This window comes from Methylobacterium sp. DB0501, from assembly GCF_011043735.1.
GTDB lineage: Bacteria > Pseudomonadota > Alphaproteobacteria > Rhizobiales > Beijerinckiaceae > Methylobacterium > Methylobacterium alsaeris.
The window spans coordinates 11,425-29,579 of record NZ_JAAKGV010000039.1 but is presented as its reverse complement, the minus strand read 5'-3'; the positions used below and the strand labels follow the sequence as shown (position 1 = coordinate 29,579).

The 18,155-nt window shown below is 66.2% G+C and carries 18 protein-coding genes and 1 pseudogene; 7 read left to right on the top strand and 12 right to left on the bottom strand.

Annotated elements, in window-relative coordinates:
- Positions 1-211, top strand: a pseudogene (locus G4G93_RS33305) (group II intron reverse transcriptase/maturase); the annotation flags it as partial.
- An 87-nt stretch (positions 212-298) separates the two neighbouring features.
- Here G4G93_RS33305 and G4G93_RS33300 read toward each other — a convergent pair.
- The 3 genes from G4G93_RS33300 to G4G93_RS36335 form a co-directional block, all read right to left on the bottom strand.
- Positions 299-844, bottom strand: coding sequence for an adenine phosphoribosyltransferase (locus G4G93_RS33300; RefSeq protein ID WP_165091592.1), 546 nt, complete (start codon positions 842-844; stop codon positions 299-301).
- A gap of 71 nt (positions 845-915) precedes the next feature.
- Entirely contained in the window at positions 916-1,710 is a 795-nt protein-coding gene (locus tag G4G93_RS33295) for an inositol monophosphatase family protein (protein ID WP_165091590.1), read from the bottom strand.
- Between the two features lie 224 nt (positions 1,711-1,934).
- Positions 1,935-2,546, bottom strand: coding sequence for a CatB-related O-acetyltransferase (locus G4G93_RS36335; protein ID WP_165091593.1), 612 nt, complete (start codon positions 2,544-2,546; stop codon positions 1,935-1,937).
- Between the two features lie 84 nt (positions 2,547-2,630).
- Between G4G93_RS36335 and G4G93_RS33285 the strand changes: the two genes are divergently transcribed.
- Positions 2,631-4,970, top strand: a complete 2,340-nt coding sequence (locus G4G93_RS33285; protein WP_165091588.1) for an NADP-dependent malic enzyme — start codon at positions 2,631-2,633, stop codon at positions 4,968-4,970.
- A gap of 274 nt (positions 4,971-5,244) precedes the next feature.
- Entirely contained in the window at positions 5,245-5,715 is a 471-nt protein-coding gene (locus G4G93_RS33280; protein ID WP_165091587.1) for a hypothetical protein, read from the top strand.
- A 1,359-nt stretch (positions 5,716-7,074) separates the two neighbouring features.
- Here G4G93_RS33280 and G4G93_RS33275 read toward each other — a convergent pair.
- A complete protein-coding gene (locus G4G93_RS33275; protein ID WP_165091585.1) occupies positions 7,075-7,422 on the bottom strand; it encodes a MerR family transcriptional regulator in 348 nt (115 codons plus the stop codon).
- 85 nt (positions 7,423-7,507) lie between these two features.
- On the opposite strand from G4G93_RS33275, the gene G4G93_RS33270 reads away from it, so the two are divergent.
- Entirely contained in the window at positions 7,508-8,518 is a 1,011-nt protein-coding gene (locus tag G4G93_RS33270) for an NAD(P)-dependent alcohol dehydrogenase (protein WP_165091583.1), read from the top strand.
- A 337-nt stretch (positions 8,519-8,855) separates the two neighbouring features.
- Here the strand turns inward: G4G93_RS33270 and G4G93_RS33265 are convergent, their stop codons facing one another.
- The 4 genes from G4G93_RS33265 to G4G93_RS33250 form a co-directional block, all read right to left on the bottom strand.
- Positions 8,856-9,677 (bottom strand): LptA/OstA family protein, encoded by an 822-nt coding sequence (locus G4G93_RS33265; RefSeq protein ID WP_165091581.1) that lies wholly within the window; start codon positions 9,675-9,677, stop codon positions 8,856-8,858.
- Between the two features lie 4 nt (positions 9,678-9,681).
- Positions 9,682-10,419 carry an LPS export ABC transporter periplasmic protein LptC gene (gene lptC, locus G4G93_RS33260; RefSeq protein ID WP_165091580.1) on the bottom strand — a complete coding sequence of 246 codons (738 nt, stop codon included), beginning with the start codon at positions 10,417-10,419 and terminating at the stop codon, positions 9,682-9,684.
- A gap of 109 nt (positions 10,420-10,528) precedes the next feature.
- Positions 10,529-11,143, bottom strand: coding sequence for a ribonuclease D (locus G4G93_RS33255; protein ID WP_165091578.1), 615 nt, complete (start codon positions 11,141-11,143; stop codon positions 10,529-10,531).
- 82 nt (positions 11,144-11,225) lie between these two features.
- Positions 11,226-11,624, bottom strand: coding sequence for a ComEA family DNA-binding protein (locus G4G93_RS33250; protein ID WP_165091576.1), 399 nt, complete (start codon positions 11,622-11,624; stop codon positions 11,226-11,228).
- A gap of 258 nt (positions 11,625-11,882) precedes the next feature.
- On the opposite strand from G4G93_RS33250, the gene rpmF reads away from it, so the two are divergent.
- A complete protein-coding gene (gene rpmF / locus G4G93_RS33245; RefSeq protein WP_048425702.1) occupies positions 11,883-12,068 on the top strand; it encodes a 50S ribosomal protein L32 in 186 nt (61 codons plus the stop codon).
- 476 nt (positions 12,069-12,544) lie between these two features.
- Here rpmF and G4G93_RS33240 read toward each other — a convergent pair whose 3' ends face one another.
- The gene (locus tag G4G93_RS33240; protein WP_165091558.1) at positions 12,545-12,763 is read right to left on the bottom strand and encodes a hypothetical protein; all 219 of its coding nucleotides are present in this window, start codon (positions 12,761-12,763) and stop codon (positions 12,545-12,547) included.
- Positions 12,764-12,833: 70 nt separating this feature from the next.
- Entirely contained in the window at positions 12,834-13,439 is a 606-nt protein-coding gene (gene phaR, locus G4G93_RS33235; protein ID WP_165091574.1) for a polyhydroxyalkanoate synthesis repressor PhaR, read from the bottom strand.
- A 278-nt stretch (positions 13,440-13,717) separates the two neighbouring features.
- Here phaR and G4G93_RS33230 point away from each other — a divergent pair, with 278 nt between their 5' ends.
- Both G4G93_RS33230 and phbB read left to right on the top strand, forming a co-directional pair.
- Positions 13,718-14,899, top strand: a complete 1,182-nt coding sequence (locus G4G93_RS33230; RefSeq protein WP_165091573.1) for an acetyl-CoA C-acetyltransferase — start codon at positions 13,718-13,720, stop codon at positions 14,897-14,899.
- Positions 14,900-15,088: 189 nt separating this feature from the next.
- Positions 15,089-15,817: an acetoacetyl-CoA reductase gene (phbB, locus tag G4G93_RS33225; RefSeq protein WP_165091571.1), complete on the top strand. Its 729-nt coding sequence runs from the start codon at positions 15,089-15,091 to the stop codon at positions 15,815-15,817.
- Positions 15,818-16,241: 424 nt separating this feature from the next.
- Here phbB and G4G93_RS33220 read toward each other — a convergent pair whose 3' ends face one another.
- Both G4G93_RS33220 and G4G93_RS33215 read right to left on the bottom strand, forming a co-directional pair.
- Positions 16,242-16,589, bottom strand: coding sequence for a hypothetical protein (locus G4G93_RS33220; RefSeq protein ID WP_165091570.1), 348 nt, complete (start codon positions 16,587-16,589; stop codon positions 16,242-16,244).
- A 348-nt stretch (positions 16,590-16,937) separates the two neighbouring features.
- Entirely contained in the window at positions 16,938-18,152 is a 1,215-nt protein-coding gene (locus G4G93_RS33215) for a glycosyltransferase (RefSeq protein WP_165091568.1), read from the bottom strand.
- Positions 18,153-18,155: the final 3 nt, after the last annotated feature.

Sequence of the window (18,155 nt, the reverse complement as noted above, 5' to 3'; positions counted from 1 at the left end):
GGTGCGCCACCGGGTGCGAGCGATCCAGCTCAAGCAGTGGAGGCGCGGCCCGACCATCTACCGGGCCTTGCTGGCGCTGGGCGCCAAACCCGAGGGCGCTCTGCCGGTGGCGGCCAACAGCCGCCGCTGGTGGCGCAACAGCGGGATGGCGCTCAACGGCGTGCTGACCCTGGCCTGGACGGACAAGCTCGGCCTGCCACGTCTCGCCTGACCTCAACTCCTCGAACCGCCCGGTGCGGACCCGCATGCCGGGTGGTGTGGGAGGGGAGCGATCCGTAAGGATCGCCCCCTATCCCGATCAGTGCCCCTCGAACTCGATCAGGGTGCGCACCGGCAGGTCGAGCGCGCGCAGGCGGTCGGCGCCGCCGAGTTCCGGCAGGTCGATGACGAAGCAGGCCGCCACCACCTCGGCGCCGATCCGGCGCAGCAGCTCCACCGCCGCCGTGGCGGTGCCGCCGGTGGCGATCAGGTCGTCGACGAGGATCACCCGGTCGCCGGGCTTCACCGCGTCGGAATGGATCTCCATCTCGTCGGTGCCGTATTCCAGCGCATAGGCGATCGAGACCGTGGTGTGGGGCAGCTTGCCCTTCTTGCGGATCGGCACGAAGCCCGTGGAGAGCTGGTGGGCGATCGCGCCGCCGAGGATGAAGCCCCGCGCCTCGATGCCGGCGACCTGGTCGATCCGGCCGCCCGCGAAGGGATGCACCAGCTCGTCCACCGCGCGCCGGAAGGCGCGGGCATCGCCGAGCAGGGTGGTGATGTCGCGAAACACGATGCCGGGCTTCGGGTAGTCCGGGATCGAGCGGATCGCGTCCTTGAGGGCGGACAGGGTGCGCGGGTCCATGGCGGAGACCTTCGGGTTCTCGTGAGTTCGGGCGGGGACCCGGACCGGCTGGCGCGGTCCGGGCAGGCGCGTCAGCCGCCGACCTTGCGCAGGAGGGCGACGAGCTCGCGCTGCAGCACCTCGTTGCCGCAGGCGACCGAGCGGGCGGTCATCGGATCGGCGCCGCCGTCGGCGCTGCTGACGAAGCCGCCGGCCTCGCGCACCAGGAGCAGGCCCGCGGCCATGTCCCAGGTCTGGAGGTCGCGCTCCCAGTAGAGGTCGGCGCGGCCGCAGGCGACGGCCGCGAGGTCGAGCGCCGCCGAGCCGGTCTGGCGCACGCCGCCGGTCACCGCCATCACGGCGGCCAGCTCCTTGAGCAGGCGCGGATGGCTGCCGCGGCCGAGATAGGGCGAGCCGTAGAGCGCCAGGGCGTCGGCGAGGTCCTGCCGGGCGGCAACCCGCAGGCGCTTATTGTTGAGGAACGCGCCCTTGCCGCGCTCGGCGAGATAGAGCTCGTCCTTGATCGGCTCGTAGATCACCGCGGCGACGATCGTGCCCTCGCGCTCGAGGCCGACCGAGATGCAGAAATGCGGCACGCCGTGGAGGAAGTTGGTGGTGCCGTCGAGGGGGTCGACGTGCCAGGTATGGGTCTTGTCCTGGCCCTCGATGACCCCGCTCTCCTCCATGATCAGGCCGTAGCCCGGCCGCGCCTTCATCAGGGCTTCGCGCAAGGTCGCCTCGGCCTTGCGGTCGGCGGCGGTGACGAAGTCGCCCGGCCCCTTTCGCGAGACCTGCAGGTTCTCGATCTCGCCGAAATCGCGCTTGAGCCCGCGCGCCGCCTTGCGCACGGCATCGACCATCACGGTCATCAGGGGGGAGACGATCATCGGGCGGCGGCTCCCGGGTTGCGGGTCGAGGTCATGGCGGATCCTGAGATGGCGGGCGCGGGCGCCCGGCGTGACGGAGTGAAACGATCAGAGCGGCCCATACCTCGCCGGCGCGGGCCGCGTCCCTGGTGGTTGCCTCTAAGCCGCATCGGGCGGCGTGTCACATCGGTTGGCGCAAGAAAATGCGGGCCGGGTCGTCCGGGCTCCGGTCGTCGGGGCGCGGATCACGGCTCGCGCCCGTCGCCTTCGCGCAAGGCCCGCACCAGGCCCTCGGCGTTCCCGCCCTGGAGCAGCGGCACCAGGGTCCGCACCCGCTCCGGCGGCAGGTCCCACCAGGCGGTCTCCACCAGGCCTGCGACCGTCGCGGGCGGAAAGCGGTGCCGGATCACCCGGGCCGGGTTGCCGGCGACGATGGCGTAAGGAGGCACGTCCCGGGTCACGACCGCGCGCGCCGCCACCACGGCGCCGGGGCCGATCGTGACCCCCGACAGGATCAGGCAGCCCGAGCCGAGCCAGACATCGGCGCCGATCGCCACGTCGCCGCGGGAGGCGTGGTAGGCCTCCGGGGCGTCGAGATCCGGCCACAGGCCCGTCATGGCCGCGAACGGGTAGGTCGAGACCCAATCGGTGCGATGGTTGCCGCCGAGCAGGATCTCGACCTTGTCGGCGATCGAGCAATACGGGCCGATCGACAGTCGCGCGCCGGATTCCGGGAAGCGAACCTTCGGCCTGCCGTAGGAGTACGGCCCGATCCGGAAGCCGTACCGGGACGCGAGCTTGGCGAGGTGCAGGCGGGTCTCGTTGTGAGGGTTGCGCCCCTGCCGCAGGCGGTGCAGGAAACCCCTCACCCGCGGGCTCCCTGATGAGGCGCGGGCGGGATGGCAAGCCCGACTTTTTGGGCGATCCGGGGAGACAGCGCGGTGAGCAGCAACATTTCGGACGATCTGAAGAGCGGCGCGCTGTTCTATCACCGCAATCCGCGGCCCGGGAAGCTGGAGATCCAGCCGACCAAGCCGCTGGGCAACCAGCGCGACCTGGCCCTCGCCTACTCCCCCGGCGTCGCCGCCGCCTGCGAGGCGATCGCCGCCGATCCGGAGGAGGCCGCGACCCTGACGACGCGCCAGAACCTCGTCGCGGTGGTCACGAACGGCACCGCGGTGCTGGGCCTCGGCGATATCGGGCCGCTCGCCTCCAAGCCCGTGATGGAGGGCAAGGCGGTCCTGTTCAAGAAGTTCGCCGGCATCGACGTCTTCGACATCGAGCTGAACGAGAAGAACGTCGACAAGCTCGTCGACGTGGTGGCGGCCCTGGAGCCGACCTTCGGCGGCATCAATCTCGAGGACATCAAGGCGCCCGAGTGCTTCGAGGTCGAGGAGCGCTGCCGGGCCCGGATGAACATCCCGGTCTTCCACGACGACCAGCACGGCACGGCGATCATCGTGGCGGCGGCGGTCCTCAACGGCCTCGAATTCGCCGGCAAGCGGATCGAGGACGTCAAGATCGTGACGTCGGGTGCCGGCGCGGCGGCCCTCGCCTGCCTCAACCAGCTCGTCTCGCTCGGCGCGCGGCGCGAGAACATCTTCGTCACCGACATCGAGGGCGTGGTCTACCGCGGCCGTGAGGCGCTCATGGACCGCTGGAAGTCGGTCTACGCCCAGGAGACCCAGGCCCGGGCGCTCGCCGAGGTCATCCCGGGCGCCGACGTGTTCCTCGGCCTCTCGGCCGGCGGCGTGCTGAAGCCCGAGATGCTGGAGCGGATGGCCGAGAAGCCGCTCATCATGGCGCTCGCCAACCCCTATCCGGAGATCATGCCGAACCTCGCCGAGGAGAAGCGGCCGGACGCGATGATCTGCACCGGGCGGTCGGACTTTCCGAACCAGGTCAACAACGTCCTGTGCTTCCCCTACATCTTCCGGGGCGCTCTCGACGTCGGTGCGACCACGATCAACGAGGAGATGAAGGCGGCGGCCGTGAAGGCGATCGCCGGGCTCGCCCGCGAGACCCCCTCCGACGTCGTCGCCCGCGCCTATGGCGGCGAGGCGCGGCCGTTCGGCCCGCATTCCCTGATCCCGAGCCCGTTCGACCCGCGCCTGATCCTGCGCATCGCCCCGGCGGTCGCGAAGGCGGCGATGGATTCCGGCGTCGCCAAGCGCCCGCTGCCGGACGTGCAGGCCTATGCCGAGTCCCTCGACCGGTTCGTCCACCGCTCGGGCTTCATCATGAAGCCGGTCTTCACCAAGGCGAAGGAGGATCCGCGCCGGGTCGTCTACGCCGAGGGCGAGGACGAGCGGGTGCTGCGCGCCGTCCAGGCGATCGTCGAGGAGGGGCTGGCCAAGCCCATCCTGATCGGCCGCCCGAGCGTGATCGAGACCCGCCTGAAGCGCTTCGGCCTCGCGATCCGGGCCGGGCACGATTTCGAGCTGATCAACCCCGACGACGATCCGCGCTACCGCACCTACGTCCAGACCTACATGGACCTCGCCGGCCGCCGCGGCATCACGCCGGACGCCGCCCGGACGCTCGTTCGCACCAACAACGCGGTGATCGGCGCGCTCGCCGTGCGCCGCGGCGAGGCCGACGCGCTGATCTGCGGGCTGGAAGGCCGCTTCGAGAGCAAGCTCCGGGTGATCCGCGACATCATCGGGCTCGCCCCGGGCGCCCGGGACTTCGCGGCGCTCAGCCTCATCGTCACCTCGAAGGGCGCCTACTTCCTGGCCGACACCCACGTCCGGCCCGACCCCAGCGCCGAGGAGATCGCCGACGTCGCCATCGCCTGCGGCGACACCGCCCGCCGCTTCGGCCTGTCGCCGAAGATCGCGCTGGTCAGCCACGCCGATTTCGGCTCCTTCGACACCGCGTCCGCCCGCAAGATGCGCCAAGCCCTGGCATTGCTGCGCGAGCGCGCCCCCGACCTCGAGGTCGACGGCGAGATGGCGGCCGACACCGCCCTGTCGCAGGCGATCCGCGACAGGGTGCTGCCGGGCTCGCGCCTCAAGGGCGAGGCCAACGTGCTGATCATGCCGAACCTCGACGCGGCCAACATCGCGTTCCAGTTCTCCAAGACCCTCGCCGACGCCCTGCCGGTCGGCCCGCTGCTCCTCGGCCCGGCCCAGCCCGCCCACATCCTCACCCCGTCGGTGACGGCGCGGGGCATCGTCAATATCACGGCGGCGGCGGTGGTCGAGGCGCAGGGGAGCGAAGGCGTGAAGGTCGAGGCGGACAGCACGGCGGAGGCGGGGACGCCGTTGGTTTCGGCGTAATCCGAATGGGGCGGCCCGGCGGGATGATCGCCGGGCCGTTATACCTCCGCAGGGACGCTGCTTGGCTGTGTGCGGGTCTGCTCCCGGTCCCTCGCGGCCATTTCGGATGTCACGCTTACGTGTCGGAAAACAGGTGTTTTCCGCACATCCGAAGTGGCCGGCTGGGCATGCCGGCTCGCCCCTGACAATGCCCCATGGGCTGCTCCCGACCCTTTGTAGACGTTGATGCAGGACTGCCGGGCAATACCTATGCATGCTTGAGGAACACCTAAACTTGTCCAAGTCACCTGGTACTTTCGACAAGGGAGCGGACCGCTCCATCCTTGCCTATGGAGCTCTGATGGCAGGCTTTGCAAGCATGCTGGTGGGTGGATTTGGTCTTAGGTCGTATCGTGAAGAGAAAATGATACATAATATGCCTCATATTTCTGCAACAGTTCTGTCATATGAATACTTTAAGGGTAAATATGTTGCGGATATCGCCTTTGATAAGAATATATTAAATGATATAACAAATTGCAAAGCCCGGGTAAATATTCCCGTCGATCACAAAAATCTACATATTGGCTCGACCGTTCAGATCATTGCTCCTAATAATTCTTGTTATGGTCCGGTTGTCGTCGGTCCACGCTACACTGTAGTACTTTTATCTTTCAGTGGTGCATTTATCTTGATCTCACTTATCCAGGCTGTCTTGGCAGCACAGAGCATGTCGCGACCACGGCATACGAACGATAATCAGTGAGCTCTCGCATAACGTCCGTTTCCACCCATAGCAGTCGCCGTATAGCCCGCTGAATTCTTCAACAATATTAATTGGAAATGAAACACATTTATCTTACCGCGACCTATGTTTTCGCCAGCGATAGAAAATAAACAAGATTGCTGCGTAGAGTATGCCAACCGCCAAGAACGCTTGCCCCCACCACGGATTATCCTTTGCGAGGCGAGACATCACGAAAAGCGGAACGCATACGAGGAGGTTTAACGCAAAGCCAAAATCAATGTCGTGCCGGTGCCAGAGCCTTGCGAGCCGCACGCAAATTGGCGACCGACTAGCCTCAACCTTATCCACTTTTTCGCGGCCCATCATCGCCTCATCAATACTCGAAAGGTCGGACTCCTGCCGGGAGTGCCCACTCGTCGGGACAGCCTGAACCAGTCTACTTCCGCTTTCCACACGAACCAGTTCCTCCTGCTGCATACCGTACCCCTCAAGAATTTGCTTAATCAGGGATCGATGCTCGCGCAAAATAGGAGTTAGTCGGCGCAAGCCTGAAGGGTCGGGCTATGCGAGTACATACAGCCGACGCGACCGCTCCCGGAACGCCGACAATCAGGAGGGACAGGCTGATGTCAGCTCTGAGCGTCAAAACTGCTGCTGTCATCGCGCTGATAGCACCTATTGCTCCAGAAACTGCATATAGTTTCCAATTTGTAATAATGAAGCTGGATATAATTGCCACGCATCCACCGGCGATAAATGCAGTCCTAGTGAAGTGAATATAAGCAACGGCCAGAGTTATAGGGACGGCAATAATATTACCAAATGCCATCATGAGGCCTCCGATGGCAGGCCCGATCATCGCAAACAGCATTGCATTTAATAACACTCCGATTGTATAATGTATCCAACTACGCCCGTGCGGAGCGCATCGTATCCAAGAAGGGAACGCGGGCATGTTGAGAAGCCTAATGACAGAGTTGAAATGATGGGAATAATCCTACACAAGGAGGTAAACGTACTGTGCATCTAAATCGAGCAATTTTCTATTCAGAACAGATTTAAGACGTGCCAGCACGCAGTCGGAACGACGGCTTGCCACCCCAAGCGGTCATTTCAGGCCTCAGGCTCTGCTGTACGGCAAACAGGTGTTTTCCGACATCTAAGGTGGTCGGTCGGGCGTGTTGGCTGACACCTAACGCTGACGGGCGCTTCATGGGTCTGCGCCAACCCTCAACGGTCCTTCGCACGGTCAAGCTGATGGAGTTTTGACCCTAACACTACGGTTGCAAGCCGCTTTCCAGCGAGCGTCGAGCGACCGTGGCTCATGTGAGCTGGACCCGCCGATGTCGGGCCAAATCGGCGCTTGCAACTGTAGTGCTAGCTGGCGCTGGAGAGGAACCCGGCTAAAATGCTGCGACTTTGATTCAGAATTTCTATTCGGCGGTCAAATAGTTCGATCTGCTCGGTTAGAATGCGTCTTAAATCGTCACAGGGAGTGAACAATGGATGGTCACTCTGCACGCACGGGAGAAGTTGCTGGATCGTTCTTAGGTTAAGACCGGCGGAACCAAGAAGACGAATGCGCTGCGCCGTTTCTGCGTCGGCCTCGCTGAAGTCTCGATAGCCTGATCCGGTCCGTGTAGGACGCAGCAAACCCTCAGCTTCGTAATAGCGCAGCATACGGACGCTAATGCCGGTGCGCTCAGCTAGCTCGCCGATCTTCATGAAAATGCCTCTTGACCCTGACAGCGCTGTCAGGGTTTAGCAACATAGCCGGTCGCCGCAAGGGCTGCCTCTCGAGGTAACCGGTATGAAACAATATCACCTACAGCATGCTGACGGTGCGTCTTCGATCTTCGAAGTAGAAGTGCCTCTGCCCGAGCCAGGTGCCGGTGAAGTCCGCCTGCGGATGGAGGCGTCCAGCCTCAATTATCGCGACCTGTTGATACTCGATGCTGCCTCGAAGGGCGGCCTGAACGGTCGTATTCCGCTCTCGGATGGCGCGGGCATCGTCGAGGCGATAGGCGATGGCGTGCAGAACTTTCAGGTCGGCGACCACGTCGCGGCTTCCTTCTTCCGCGACTGGCTCGATGGACCTTTCCGCCCTGGGTACATGCCATCGGCACATGGCGGCGCAGAGACTAACGGGATGCTCGCCGAATATGTCGTGCTGCCGGCTACCGCGTTAGTACGAGCGCCTAGCCATCTGTCATCAGTCGAAGTCGCCTGCCTACCCTGCGCGGCAGTTACCGCATGGCATGGTCTTGTCGTCCGTGCAGGTCTCCGGGCAGGTGATACCCTGCTGATCCAGGGAACCGGCGGTGTGGGCCTATTCGGCCTGCAATTTGCTCAAGCGATCGGCGCGCGGGTCATTCTCCTGTCTTCGTCTGACGAAAAACTCGCGCGGGCGAGGGAGCTGGGCGCGAAGGTCGGTATCAACTATCGAACGACTCCGGAGTGGGACGCCGCGGTTCTGGCGGCAACAGACGGCGAGGGCGCCAGCCATATCCTCGAGTTAGGCGGTCCTGATACATATGAACGATCGATCCGAAGCGTTGCAGCCGGCGGACACATCGTTCAGGTCGGCGTCCTGACAGGTTTCGGATCGACGCCTGATCTAATGCGGTTACAATGGCAGAATGCTGATATCCACGGCGTCACAGTTGGTTCGGTCGCTCACTTCCGCGCGATGAACCGCTTTATCGGCGACCATCAAATCCGCCCAGTTATTGATCGGATTTTTGCAGCATCAGACATCAATGATGCGCTCGCCCACCTCCGGAGCGGTAGGCATTTTGGCAAAATCGTTGTGAGATTATAGCTCGTTACCTGGCTGACCGATTTGGGTCGCTTGCAGAACGTCTGCTTCGGGCGGGGAGGTCAAGGGCCGCTCCCCACCTCATGCGGTCGTTCCGACCCTCAGACCTAGGTGGTGCGGTAAACATGTGTTTGCCGGCAGTGGGAGCAGCCAGCCGCGAAGCGCAACGACCGTCACCGTAGGAAATATGCGACAAACCCTGTCGGATTGATGTTATGTGCGAAAACGGGGTTTGAGGGGTTTTCCGCACATGCTGTTTAGGGACATGCGGGCGTCGACCGCCGATTTCCACTTTCAGCGGCATGTCCCACGGTCAAGCTAATCGTCCTTACTTCCCCATCTACCCCCGCGGCTTCGGCGCAGCCTTCCCCGCCTGGCCCGGCGGCTGCGCACACCCCGCCTGCTTGCCCTTGGCGCCGTCATCCTTGCCGCCCGGCACGAACATCGCCGAAACACGCCCACCGGCAACCGGGTCCATGTTCGCCCGGCCGGTATTCATGTCGTAGACGAGACGCGAGCCGCGGGTGACGTTCTGGCACTGGCTCAGCACCACGTTGCCGGTCAGCACGACCCGGTTCGCCACCCGGTCGAACACCGCATTGTCGCCGCTCGCCACCTGGTCCTTCGACACCACCGTCACCGGGCCGGCGCAGACCACCTGGCGGATCGCGCTGCCGTCGGTCGGATCGGAGGATTTTTCGGTTTTCTCCACCTTGGGCTCGGGCTTGGCCTCGACCTTCACCGCCTTCTCGGCGGGCTTGCCGTCGGTGGGCTTGGCCTCCGCCGGCTGGGCGATGGACGCCTTCGCGTCAGGCTTCGTCTCTGAGCCCTTGGCCTCGGCCCCCTTGCCCTTCGGATCCTTCTCCTTGCGCTGGTAATGCACGGTCATGCTGGAGCAGCGGATCGTGCTCTCGCCCTGCACCGCCACGACGTTGCCGGCGAAGATCGCCTTGTTCTCGCGGTCGAACACGTCGAGCCGGTCGGCGTCGATCTTGATCGGCTCCTTGCCGCCGCCGCTGCCGAAGGCGCCGAAGCCGGAGCCGGCCTCCTTCTTCTTCGCAGCGGCCGGGGCGGGCGTCTCGGCCCGCGGCGAGGAGGGGAGGGCGAGGGCGACGACGGTGAGGCAGCCGAGCGCCGCGAGGGCCGGGAGACGGGGACGCACGGGCTCACTCGTCCTTGATCTGGGCCTCGGTGGTCCGCAGCGGCGGAGCCTCGTCCGAGGGCGCGTGGTTGGAGAAGACCGCCTTGACGTTGCCGACGAACGAGATGGTCTTGCCGTTCTCGGTCACGTCGAGGCCGTCCGCCTTGATCGAGCCGGTCGGCATCGTGACGGTGACCGCCTCGCGGGAGGACATCGTGCCGGCCTTGAAGTCGACATGGGCCGAGGTCAGGCGTGCCTCCTGGCCCTTGTCGGTCCAGAGGCGGATGTGCTGGCTCAGGTCCAGCGCTTCCTTCTGGGTGTCGAAGATGCCGGCCGTCGCCTCGATATGGGCGAGCCCGCCCGATTCGTCGGTGGTGAGGCGCCCGAGCATGCTCTGCAGCTCGATCACGAAGGGCTTGCGCACGTCCTGCAGGGCGGCCTTCGCGGTGACGACGTAGGGCCGGTTGTCCTTCGAGCGGTAGCCCGAGAGGCGCGGGCTCTCCATCGTCACCTTCGAGCCCGAAACGCCGATCGAGCCGAGGCTGACCGAGACGCCGAGATCCGCGAAGGGGTTGAGCCAGGTGCCGACGACGATCGCGAGCCCCGCCGCGCCCGCCCCGAGCGGGATGGCGCGGCGTAGCCAGCGCACCTGGGCGCTGTGCCGCCGCGCCCGGGCATGGGCGCGCAGGCGCCGGGGGTCGAGGCCCGGGGACGGGATCGCGTCGAGCGGGGAAGCGTGCTGCAAGGTCGTGGCCGCCTGCATCGTGCCGACATCCGGCGCGGGGCGCGCGGGACTTGAGTCCCCATGCCCCGGCGCGGTGTCGAAGTTATGGCCGCGAGGTTAACGGAACCGCCAGGCTTCCGTCTCGCGCTCAGCTATGCGCGAAGATGTCCGTCTCGTCCCATTCCAGCAGGTCGAGGCGGGCGCGGGTCGGCAGGAAGTCGAAGCAGGCCTGGGCCATGGCGCTGCGGTCCTCGCGGGCGAGCATCATGTCGAGCCGCTCGCGCAGGGCGTGGAGGTGCAGCACGTCGGACGCCGCGTAGTCGATCTGCGCCTGGGTCAGGGTCTCGGCGCCCCAATCCGAGGATTGCTGCTGCTTCGACAGATCGACGCCGACCAACTCGCGTACCAGGTCCTTGAGGCCGTGCCGGTCGGTATAGGTGCGGGCCAGCCGCGAGGCGATCTTGGTGCAGTAGACCGGCCCCGGCATCACGCCCAGCCGATGGTAGAGCACCGCGAGGTCGAAGCGGGCGTAATGAAAGATCTTGGTGACCGCGGGGTCGGCGAGCACGCGCTTGAGCACCACCGGCTCGGGGCCGACCTTCGGGATCTGCACCAGGTCGGCCTCGCCGTCGCCGCGGGAGATCTGCACCACGCAGAGCCGGTCGCGATGGGGCTGGAGGCCGAGGGTCTCGGTGTCGATCGCGATGGCCGGGCCCGGCACGTAATCGTCGGGCAGGTCGCCGCGGTGCAGGCGGTGGGGCATGGGAGGGGTGTCCGGGGGAGCGTCGTCGTGGCTGCCCCGGCGCCTATCACCCCGCTCCCGAGCCGGCAAGGATGCGGTGCGCTCAGCTCTTCTGACGGGCGATGACCTTGTCCTTGATGTCCTCGTAGACGTTCGACGGGACGATCTTCTTCGACAGGAGCTCGTCCTTGCCGCGATAGGGGCGGCCCTTGATGATCGCCTCGGAGCGCGCCGCGCCGATGCCCTTCAGGGTCTCGAGCTCCTGCTTGCTGGCGCTGTTGAGGTCGAGGAGGGCGGGCTTGCCCGCCTGCGCCGGCTGGGCGGCGGGGGCCGCCTTCGGGGCCTCGGGCGCCTTCGGGGCGGTGGGCGCCGTCGGAGCCGGGGCGGTGGGGGCCGGCCGGGTCGCCGGTGTGGGCGTCGCCGGGGTCTGGGCGAGAGCGGGGCCCGCCGCGAGAAGGGCGGTCAGCGCCAGGGCGCGGGTCAGGCGGGGAAAGCGCGTCATCGGGACAGCTCCGATCAGGCCGCCCTCGGGCGCCCGGATCTGGGCTGTCCGGAGCGGCTGGGCCCATCATGCGACCTCCGCCGTTGAACGTCAGCTTAATAGGTGTATGACGCGGGTGAGCGGATTTCTGGGACCGGTCCCCTAGCCAGGGCGGCGCGTCTCCTCTATAGACCCCGCTCCGATCAGGATCGCGACGCGCGCGGCGGCTCCGCCTAGGGGCCTCTACGCGCCTGTTTTGTTGCACGGGAAGTAGTTCCAATGGCCGTTCCGAAGCGAAAGACCTCTCCGTCGCGGCGCGGCATGCGCCGCTCCGCCGACGCCCTCAAGGCCCCGACCTACGTCGAGGACAAGGATTCCGGCGAGCTGCGTCGCCCGCACCACATCGACCTGAAGACCGGCATGTACCGCGGTCGCCAGGTCCTGAAGGTCAAGTCCGACGCGTGATCCGGCGTAGCGGCGCTTCCGCGCCGCTCAAGGACCGGCACGGGATGACGGCGCCCCTCGCGGGCGCCGTTCTCGTTTGGGGGCACGACGAGAGCCGCCAAGGGCCGGGAGCCGAGCCGGCCCGGAACCGTGGTGGCCTTCCGGCATGGCGGCTCCCATCGCCAGCGCTTGTTCGCCCGGCTCGCCGAGGCGGGCCGGCAACCCGGGCGGATCCTCCCGGAGATGAGGTCGTGCCACGCCATCATCGCCTGCGTGGCGGCCGCTCCCGGGGCGGCGGTCGCTCCGGCCGAGTGCCGGACCATGCGGTGCTCGGCGCGACGGTGACGCATCATCCCCTGCCGGCTCCCTTGCGACGCAGCCGGTGGGGGAGGGGGTTGAGGGCCGACGGTCCTCGTCCCCTCCGCGTCATCCCTGGACCCGCGGAGGGGCCGGATGCCGGGCGCATGCTCGATGCACCTGCCGCGGTGAACGGCGTGTCACGACATCTCGCCGTTCGCCGCGTACCGCGCCGATGCCACCCGCGACCGGTCGAGCCGCGAGGGCCGCAGGTTCCCGCTCGGCCCGTCAATCAGTTGCACCAGGAAGGTCGCGAGGGGCCGGGCCGGCACCGGCGGTACGGGAGACGCGGCTTCGGTCGGGACCAGGGCCCGGCTGGGCGTGTCCGGGCTCGGGACGGGCGTATCGGGATGGGACATGGCGGGGGCTCCGCGAAGCGACGACGGGTCAACGCCGCAAGCCGCCTGCCGTGTTCCCCGGCCGAGGCGACTACTTCTTGGCCAGGGCCTCGAGCCGGCTCTGCATCTCGGCCATCTGGCGCTTCAGGTCGTCGAGCTCGCCCTTGGGCGCGGCGGCCGCGACCGGGGCCGACGCCTCCGCCGGCTTGTCGCCCGGCGCGGCCTGGCCGCCGGCGTTGAACGGCGTGAACATCCGCATGGCCTCGTTGAAGAAGCTCATGTTGGCGCGGACCTGCTCCTCCATCGCGTGCTGGAAGGCGGTGGGGCCGAAGGTCTGGGACATCTTCTCCCGCAGGCCGTCCTGCTCGCGGGCGAGGTGGTCCATCGAATATTCGAGGAAGCTCGGCACCATCGCCCGCATGCTGTCGCCGTAGAAGCGGATCAGCTGGCGCAGGAAGGCCACCGGCAGCAGGTTCTCGGCGCCGGCCTTGTTCTCCTGCTCGAAGATGATCTGGGTCAGCACCGAGCGGGTGATGTCCTCGCCCGACTTGGCGTCGTAGACCACGAAATCCTCGCCGGCCTGCACCATGGCGGCCAGGTCCTCGAGGGTGACGTAGGTCGATGTGCCCGTGTGGTAGAGACGCCGGTTGGCGTACTTCTTGATGACGGTGGGTGTCGACTTGCCGCTATCCGCCATCGGTACGCTGTCCCCCTGTTGGCGAACCCGGCGGGAGCTAGACGGCGCCGGGCGAGCCGAATTTTCACCGGTTCTCATGATCGGACCTTAAGGCCTTCGTGTGCTGGCGAAAATAGCAATCTGCGAGCCGTCCACGCAAACTGGCCGCGCTGCCAGCGCGATCGGGGGGCGCGCACGCCTTGACTTCCCGCATGCCAACGCTTTCATCCACCGCAACGTACGGGACATGCCGGCATCGGCAGCCTGCGACGCTGGGCGAGGATCGAGAGGAGAGGCGTATGGCCGAGAAGGCAGACATCGTCATCGTGGGCGCCGCCCGCACCCCGGTGGGCTCGTTCAACGGGGCCTTCGCCACCGTGCCGGCCCACAAGCTCGGCGCGGTCGCCATCAAGGCGGCGCTGGAGCGGGCCAAGGTCTCCCCCGAGGAGGTCGACGAGGTGATCTTCGGCCAGGTGCTCGCCGCCGGCGAGGGCCAGAACCCGGCCCGCCAGGCCGCCATGGCCGCCGGCATCCCGCAGGAGAAGACCGCCTGGGGCCTCAACCAGCTCTGCGGCTCTGGGCTCCGCACCGTCGCGGTCGGCATGCAGCAGATCGCCAACGGCGACGCCGACATCATCGTGGCCGGGGGCCAGGAATCGATGTCGATGGCCCCCCATGCCCAGTACCTGCGCGGCGGCCAGAAGATGGGCGACCTCAAGCTCATCGACACGATGCTGAAGGACGGCCTGATGGACGCCTTCAACGGCTACCACATGGGCAACACCGCCGAGAACATCGCCCAGCAATGGCAGCTGACCCGCGAGGAGCAGGACGCCTTCGCGGCCCGCTCGCAGAACAAGGCCGAGGCCGCCAAGAAGGAAGGCCGCTTCAAGGACGAGATCGCCCCCGTCACCGTGCCCGGCCGCAAGGGCGACGTGGTGGTGGATGCCGACGAGTACATCCGCGAGGGTGCGACGCCCGAAGGCATGGCCAAGCTGAAGCCCGCCTTCTCGAAGGACGGCACCGTCACCGCCGGCAACGCCTCGGGCATCAACGACGGCGCCGCAGCCCTGGTGCTGATGTCGGCGGCCGAGGCCGAGAAGCGCGGTCTCAAGCCGCTCGCCCGCATCGCCTCCTGGGCCACCGCCGGCGTCGACCCGAAGATCATGGGCACCGGCCCGATCCCGGCCTCGCGCAAGGCCCTCGAGAAGGCGGGCTGGAAGGCCTCCGACCTCGACCTGATCGAGGCCAACGAGGCCTTCGCGGCTCAGGCGCTCGCCGTGAACAAGGACCTGGGCTTCGACGATTCGAAGGTCAACGTGAACGGCGGCGCCATCGCCATCGGCCACCCGATCGGCGCGTCGGGCGCCCGCGTCCTCGTCACCCTGCTGCACGAGATGCAGCGCCGCGACGCCAAGAAGGGCCTCGCCACCCTGTGCATCGGCGGCGGCATGGGCGTCGCCATGTGCCTCGAGCGCTGAAACGGCCTCGAGCGCTGAAATTTTATCCTCGAGATCGGGACGGCCGGGAGCCCGGCCGCCCCACCTCAGTTAGTACCTAAGAAGCGGGACGGCACCCGCCATAATTGTGGAACGGCCGCCTTCCGTAACGTATCCACGGGGCGGCGCCGAGGGACGGATCGCTCGAACGCGCAAGAGGAGAGGGCAGACATGGCTGAACGCGTCGCACTGGTCACCGGCGGCACCCGCGGCATCGGCGCCGCGATCTCGAAGGGCCTGAAGGAGGCCGGCTACAAGGTCGCGGCGAATTACGGCGGCAACGACGAGGCCGCGCAGGCCTTCAAGGACGAGACCGGCATCCCGGTCTTCAAGTTCGACGTCGGCGACGCCGCCGCCTGCGAGGCCGGCATCCGCGCCGCGGAAGCAGAGCTCGGCCCGATCGACATCCTGGTCAACAATGCCGGCATCACCCGCGACGGCATGTTCCACAAGATGACCTTCGAGCAGTGGCAGGCGGTGATCCGCACCAACCTCGACTCGATGTTCACCTGCACCCGTCCGCTGATCGACGGCATGCGCTCGCGCGGGTTCGGCCGCATCATCCTGATCTCGTCCATCAACGGCCAGAAGGGCCAGATGGGCCAGACCAACTACTCCGCCGCCAAGGCCGGCGTGATCGGCTTCGCCAAGGCGCTGGCGCAGGAGAACGCCAACAAGGGTATCACCGTCAACGTGATCGCCCCGGGCTACATCGCCACCGAGATGGTCAAGGCGATCCCCGCCGACGTGCTGAAGGCCAAGATCCTGCCGCACATCCCGGTCGGCCGTCTCGGCGAGGCCGATGAGATCGCCCGCGCGGTCGAGTTCCTGGCCGGCGAGCAGGCGGGCTTCATCACCGGCTCGACCCTGACCATCAACGGCGGCCAGCACTTCGTCTGATCGGGGTGGGGCGTCCCGGACGGGGCGCCCCTTCCTGACATGCGCGGGCATGGCGCGCCTTGCCGAGGATATCGGTTCCTCCGTGAGTCGGTCACCGCGAGCGACGCGCCCCCGCGAGAGGGCGACCAACCCTCGAATTCGCTTGGCGCTGAAGGCGAGACATCACTCGAGGTCGACGTCCGCAACCATGCCCGCGATCCCCGGGGCGGCCTTGCGTCGCCTGACTCCACCCCTTCGAACCGCCCGGTGCGGGCAGGCCGGGTGGTGTCGGACGGGGAGCGGTCTGCCCTCGCCGAATGCACCTAACTGGGAACTCGTCGCGCGAGGAAGTGCAAGGGACTGATAGAGTTGTCGATCTCGACGGGCTGAACGCGCCGTCTCCCGGATCGCGCTGCGGAACAAGACATGCGGCGGGAAACGTGCCTCAGCTGCGATCGTCCTGATGCTTCATGGCTTTGAATACGCGCACGCGCCTGGGTGTTCCACCGCCGTCATCGACCGTGGGTTTCACCGGATCCGGGCCCGACTGGACTTTGACACTCGGCCCGTCGGACCGGGGAGATGAAGTGGACGGGCCCGATGACTCAGCCCGTTTCCTGACGCGAGCGTCCAGCTCGCTCGCGCTGATGAACTGCCAGTTCTGATCGCAAACCCATACACTGTCGGCCCCGAGCTTGCGACGGTCTTCCGCGAGTTCCAGCGCCCCCTCGGGCGAGCCCCGAAGCGTATAGATGTGAACGCGGTCGAACCGAGCGACCACCCTGAACAGCATCGTGTGAATCCTTCGAACGTACGATCTACAACGCAGGGTTCAGCTGCTCAAAGCGGGGCCGTTGCGGCAGCGAAGCATGGACGTGACAATAGTCGCTTGGAGGGCATGTCGTTGCAAGACGCTGTTGTCGCAGCTTTGTAGCCTATCATCGCAGGGAAGCCTGAGAGGCGGAACGAGCGCTCGTCGACCATTCTCACCGGCACGCCTCGCCGGTACGCCAGGACGCCTCTGCCGCGCGGGCCGCGTCCGGGAGGCGCGGTGAGTTGCATTTTCTCATCATCGCAATGCGTTGAGGGGGTCGGATCCTGGCGCGCTTGCCGCAGGGGGGGCGTGGAGCGTCCTTTCTGCTCAGGAAGGCGGGATGATCGCCGCGAGTTGAGCGGCAAGGGCGTGGCGTCGCTCGAATCGCTGGATGGCGGTGGATCGTGCCGCCTGTCGCAGCCACAGATACTGTTCGGGATAGCTGAGAGCGCCGACGACCGTCCGTCCCAACAGTCCAGCATCGAAGAAAGGCACGAGAAGGCCGTTTCGGCCATGCTCGATCGCGTCGCGCAGCGGTTCCGTGTCCGAGCCGACGATCAGACAGCCTGCGCTCATCGCTTCGACGAGGGACCAGGACAGCACGAACGGATAGGTCAGATAGACGTGGACGCGGGAGACCTGCAGCAGGCGGAGGTAGTCGGTGTAAGGCAGGGGGCCGACGAAATGCACGCGCGCGAGATCGAGCCGGTGCCTCACCTCCGACAGAAAGACCTCCTTCCACGAGCGTCTGTCCGGGGACGTCGCCCCGTAGGACACCCCGTCATTGCCCGCGATGACCACCTGCGCTTGGGGGCGCGCAGCCATGATCGCGGGAAGAGCCCGTAGAAAGACGTGGATCCCTCGCATGGGTTCGAGGTTGCGCGCCACGAAGGTGAGGACTTCATCGCCTGCGGCGAGCATCCTGCCGTTCGGCAAGCGAAAGCGTGCCCGCGCGTCGGGTTGAACCGATTGCGTATCGACGCCTTCGTGAGCAATCACAATCTTCGATTGGAATTCACGTGGATAGGTCGATCTCTGCCACGGTGTCGGTGAGATCCCGACATCGCTATCGACCAAGGCGAGCAGTTGCGAAGAATTCTTGGCACGTAAATGCGTCAGCCCGTCGACGCCGAGAAGAGGAAATTCGGGATCGAAATTGACGTCCCCGCCCGCATCGCGATAGTAATATTCACAGTATACGACGAAACGAGCCTTTGGATATTTTGCGCGAAGGGGAAGAGTCTCACCCCAGCCGCTATGCGCGACGATGACGTCTGGAACGAAGCCTGCGCGATCGAGCGCGTTCAGGGCGTACAGCACCTGCTCGGCCCGGCGTGCCTCACGATCGAATCGACGCGCGAAGGGATGGACTTCGGCGCGGCCGATATCCTCGAACTGATAGCGCTCCAGGCGAACCCCCGGCAGGTCGCGCGCGGACGCGGCTCCTACCGCGGCGACGCGATTGCGCGGGTCGCGCGCGAGATGCTCGGCGACGAACCGGAACTGCGCTGGGAAATTGTTGTGAACGAACAGGAAATCCATCGC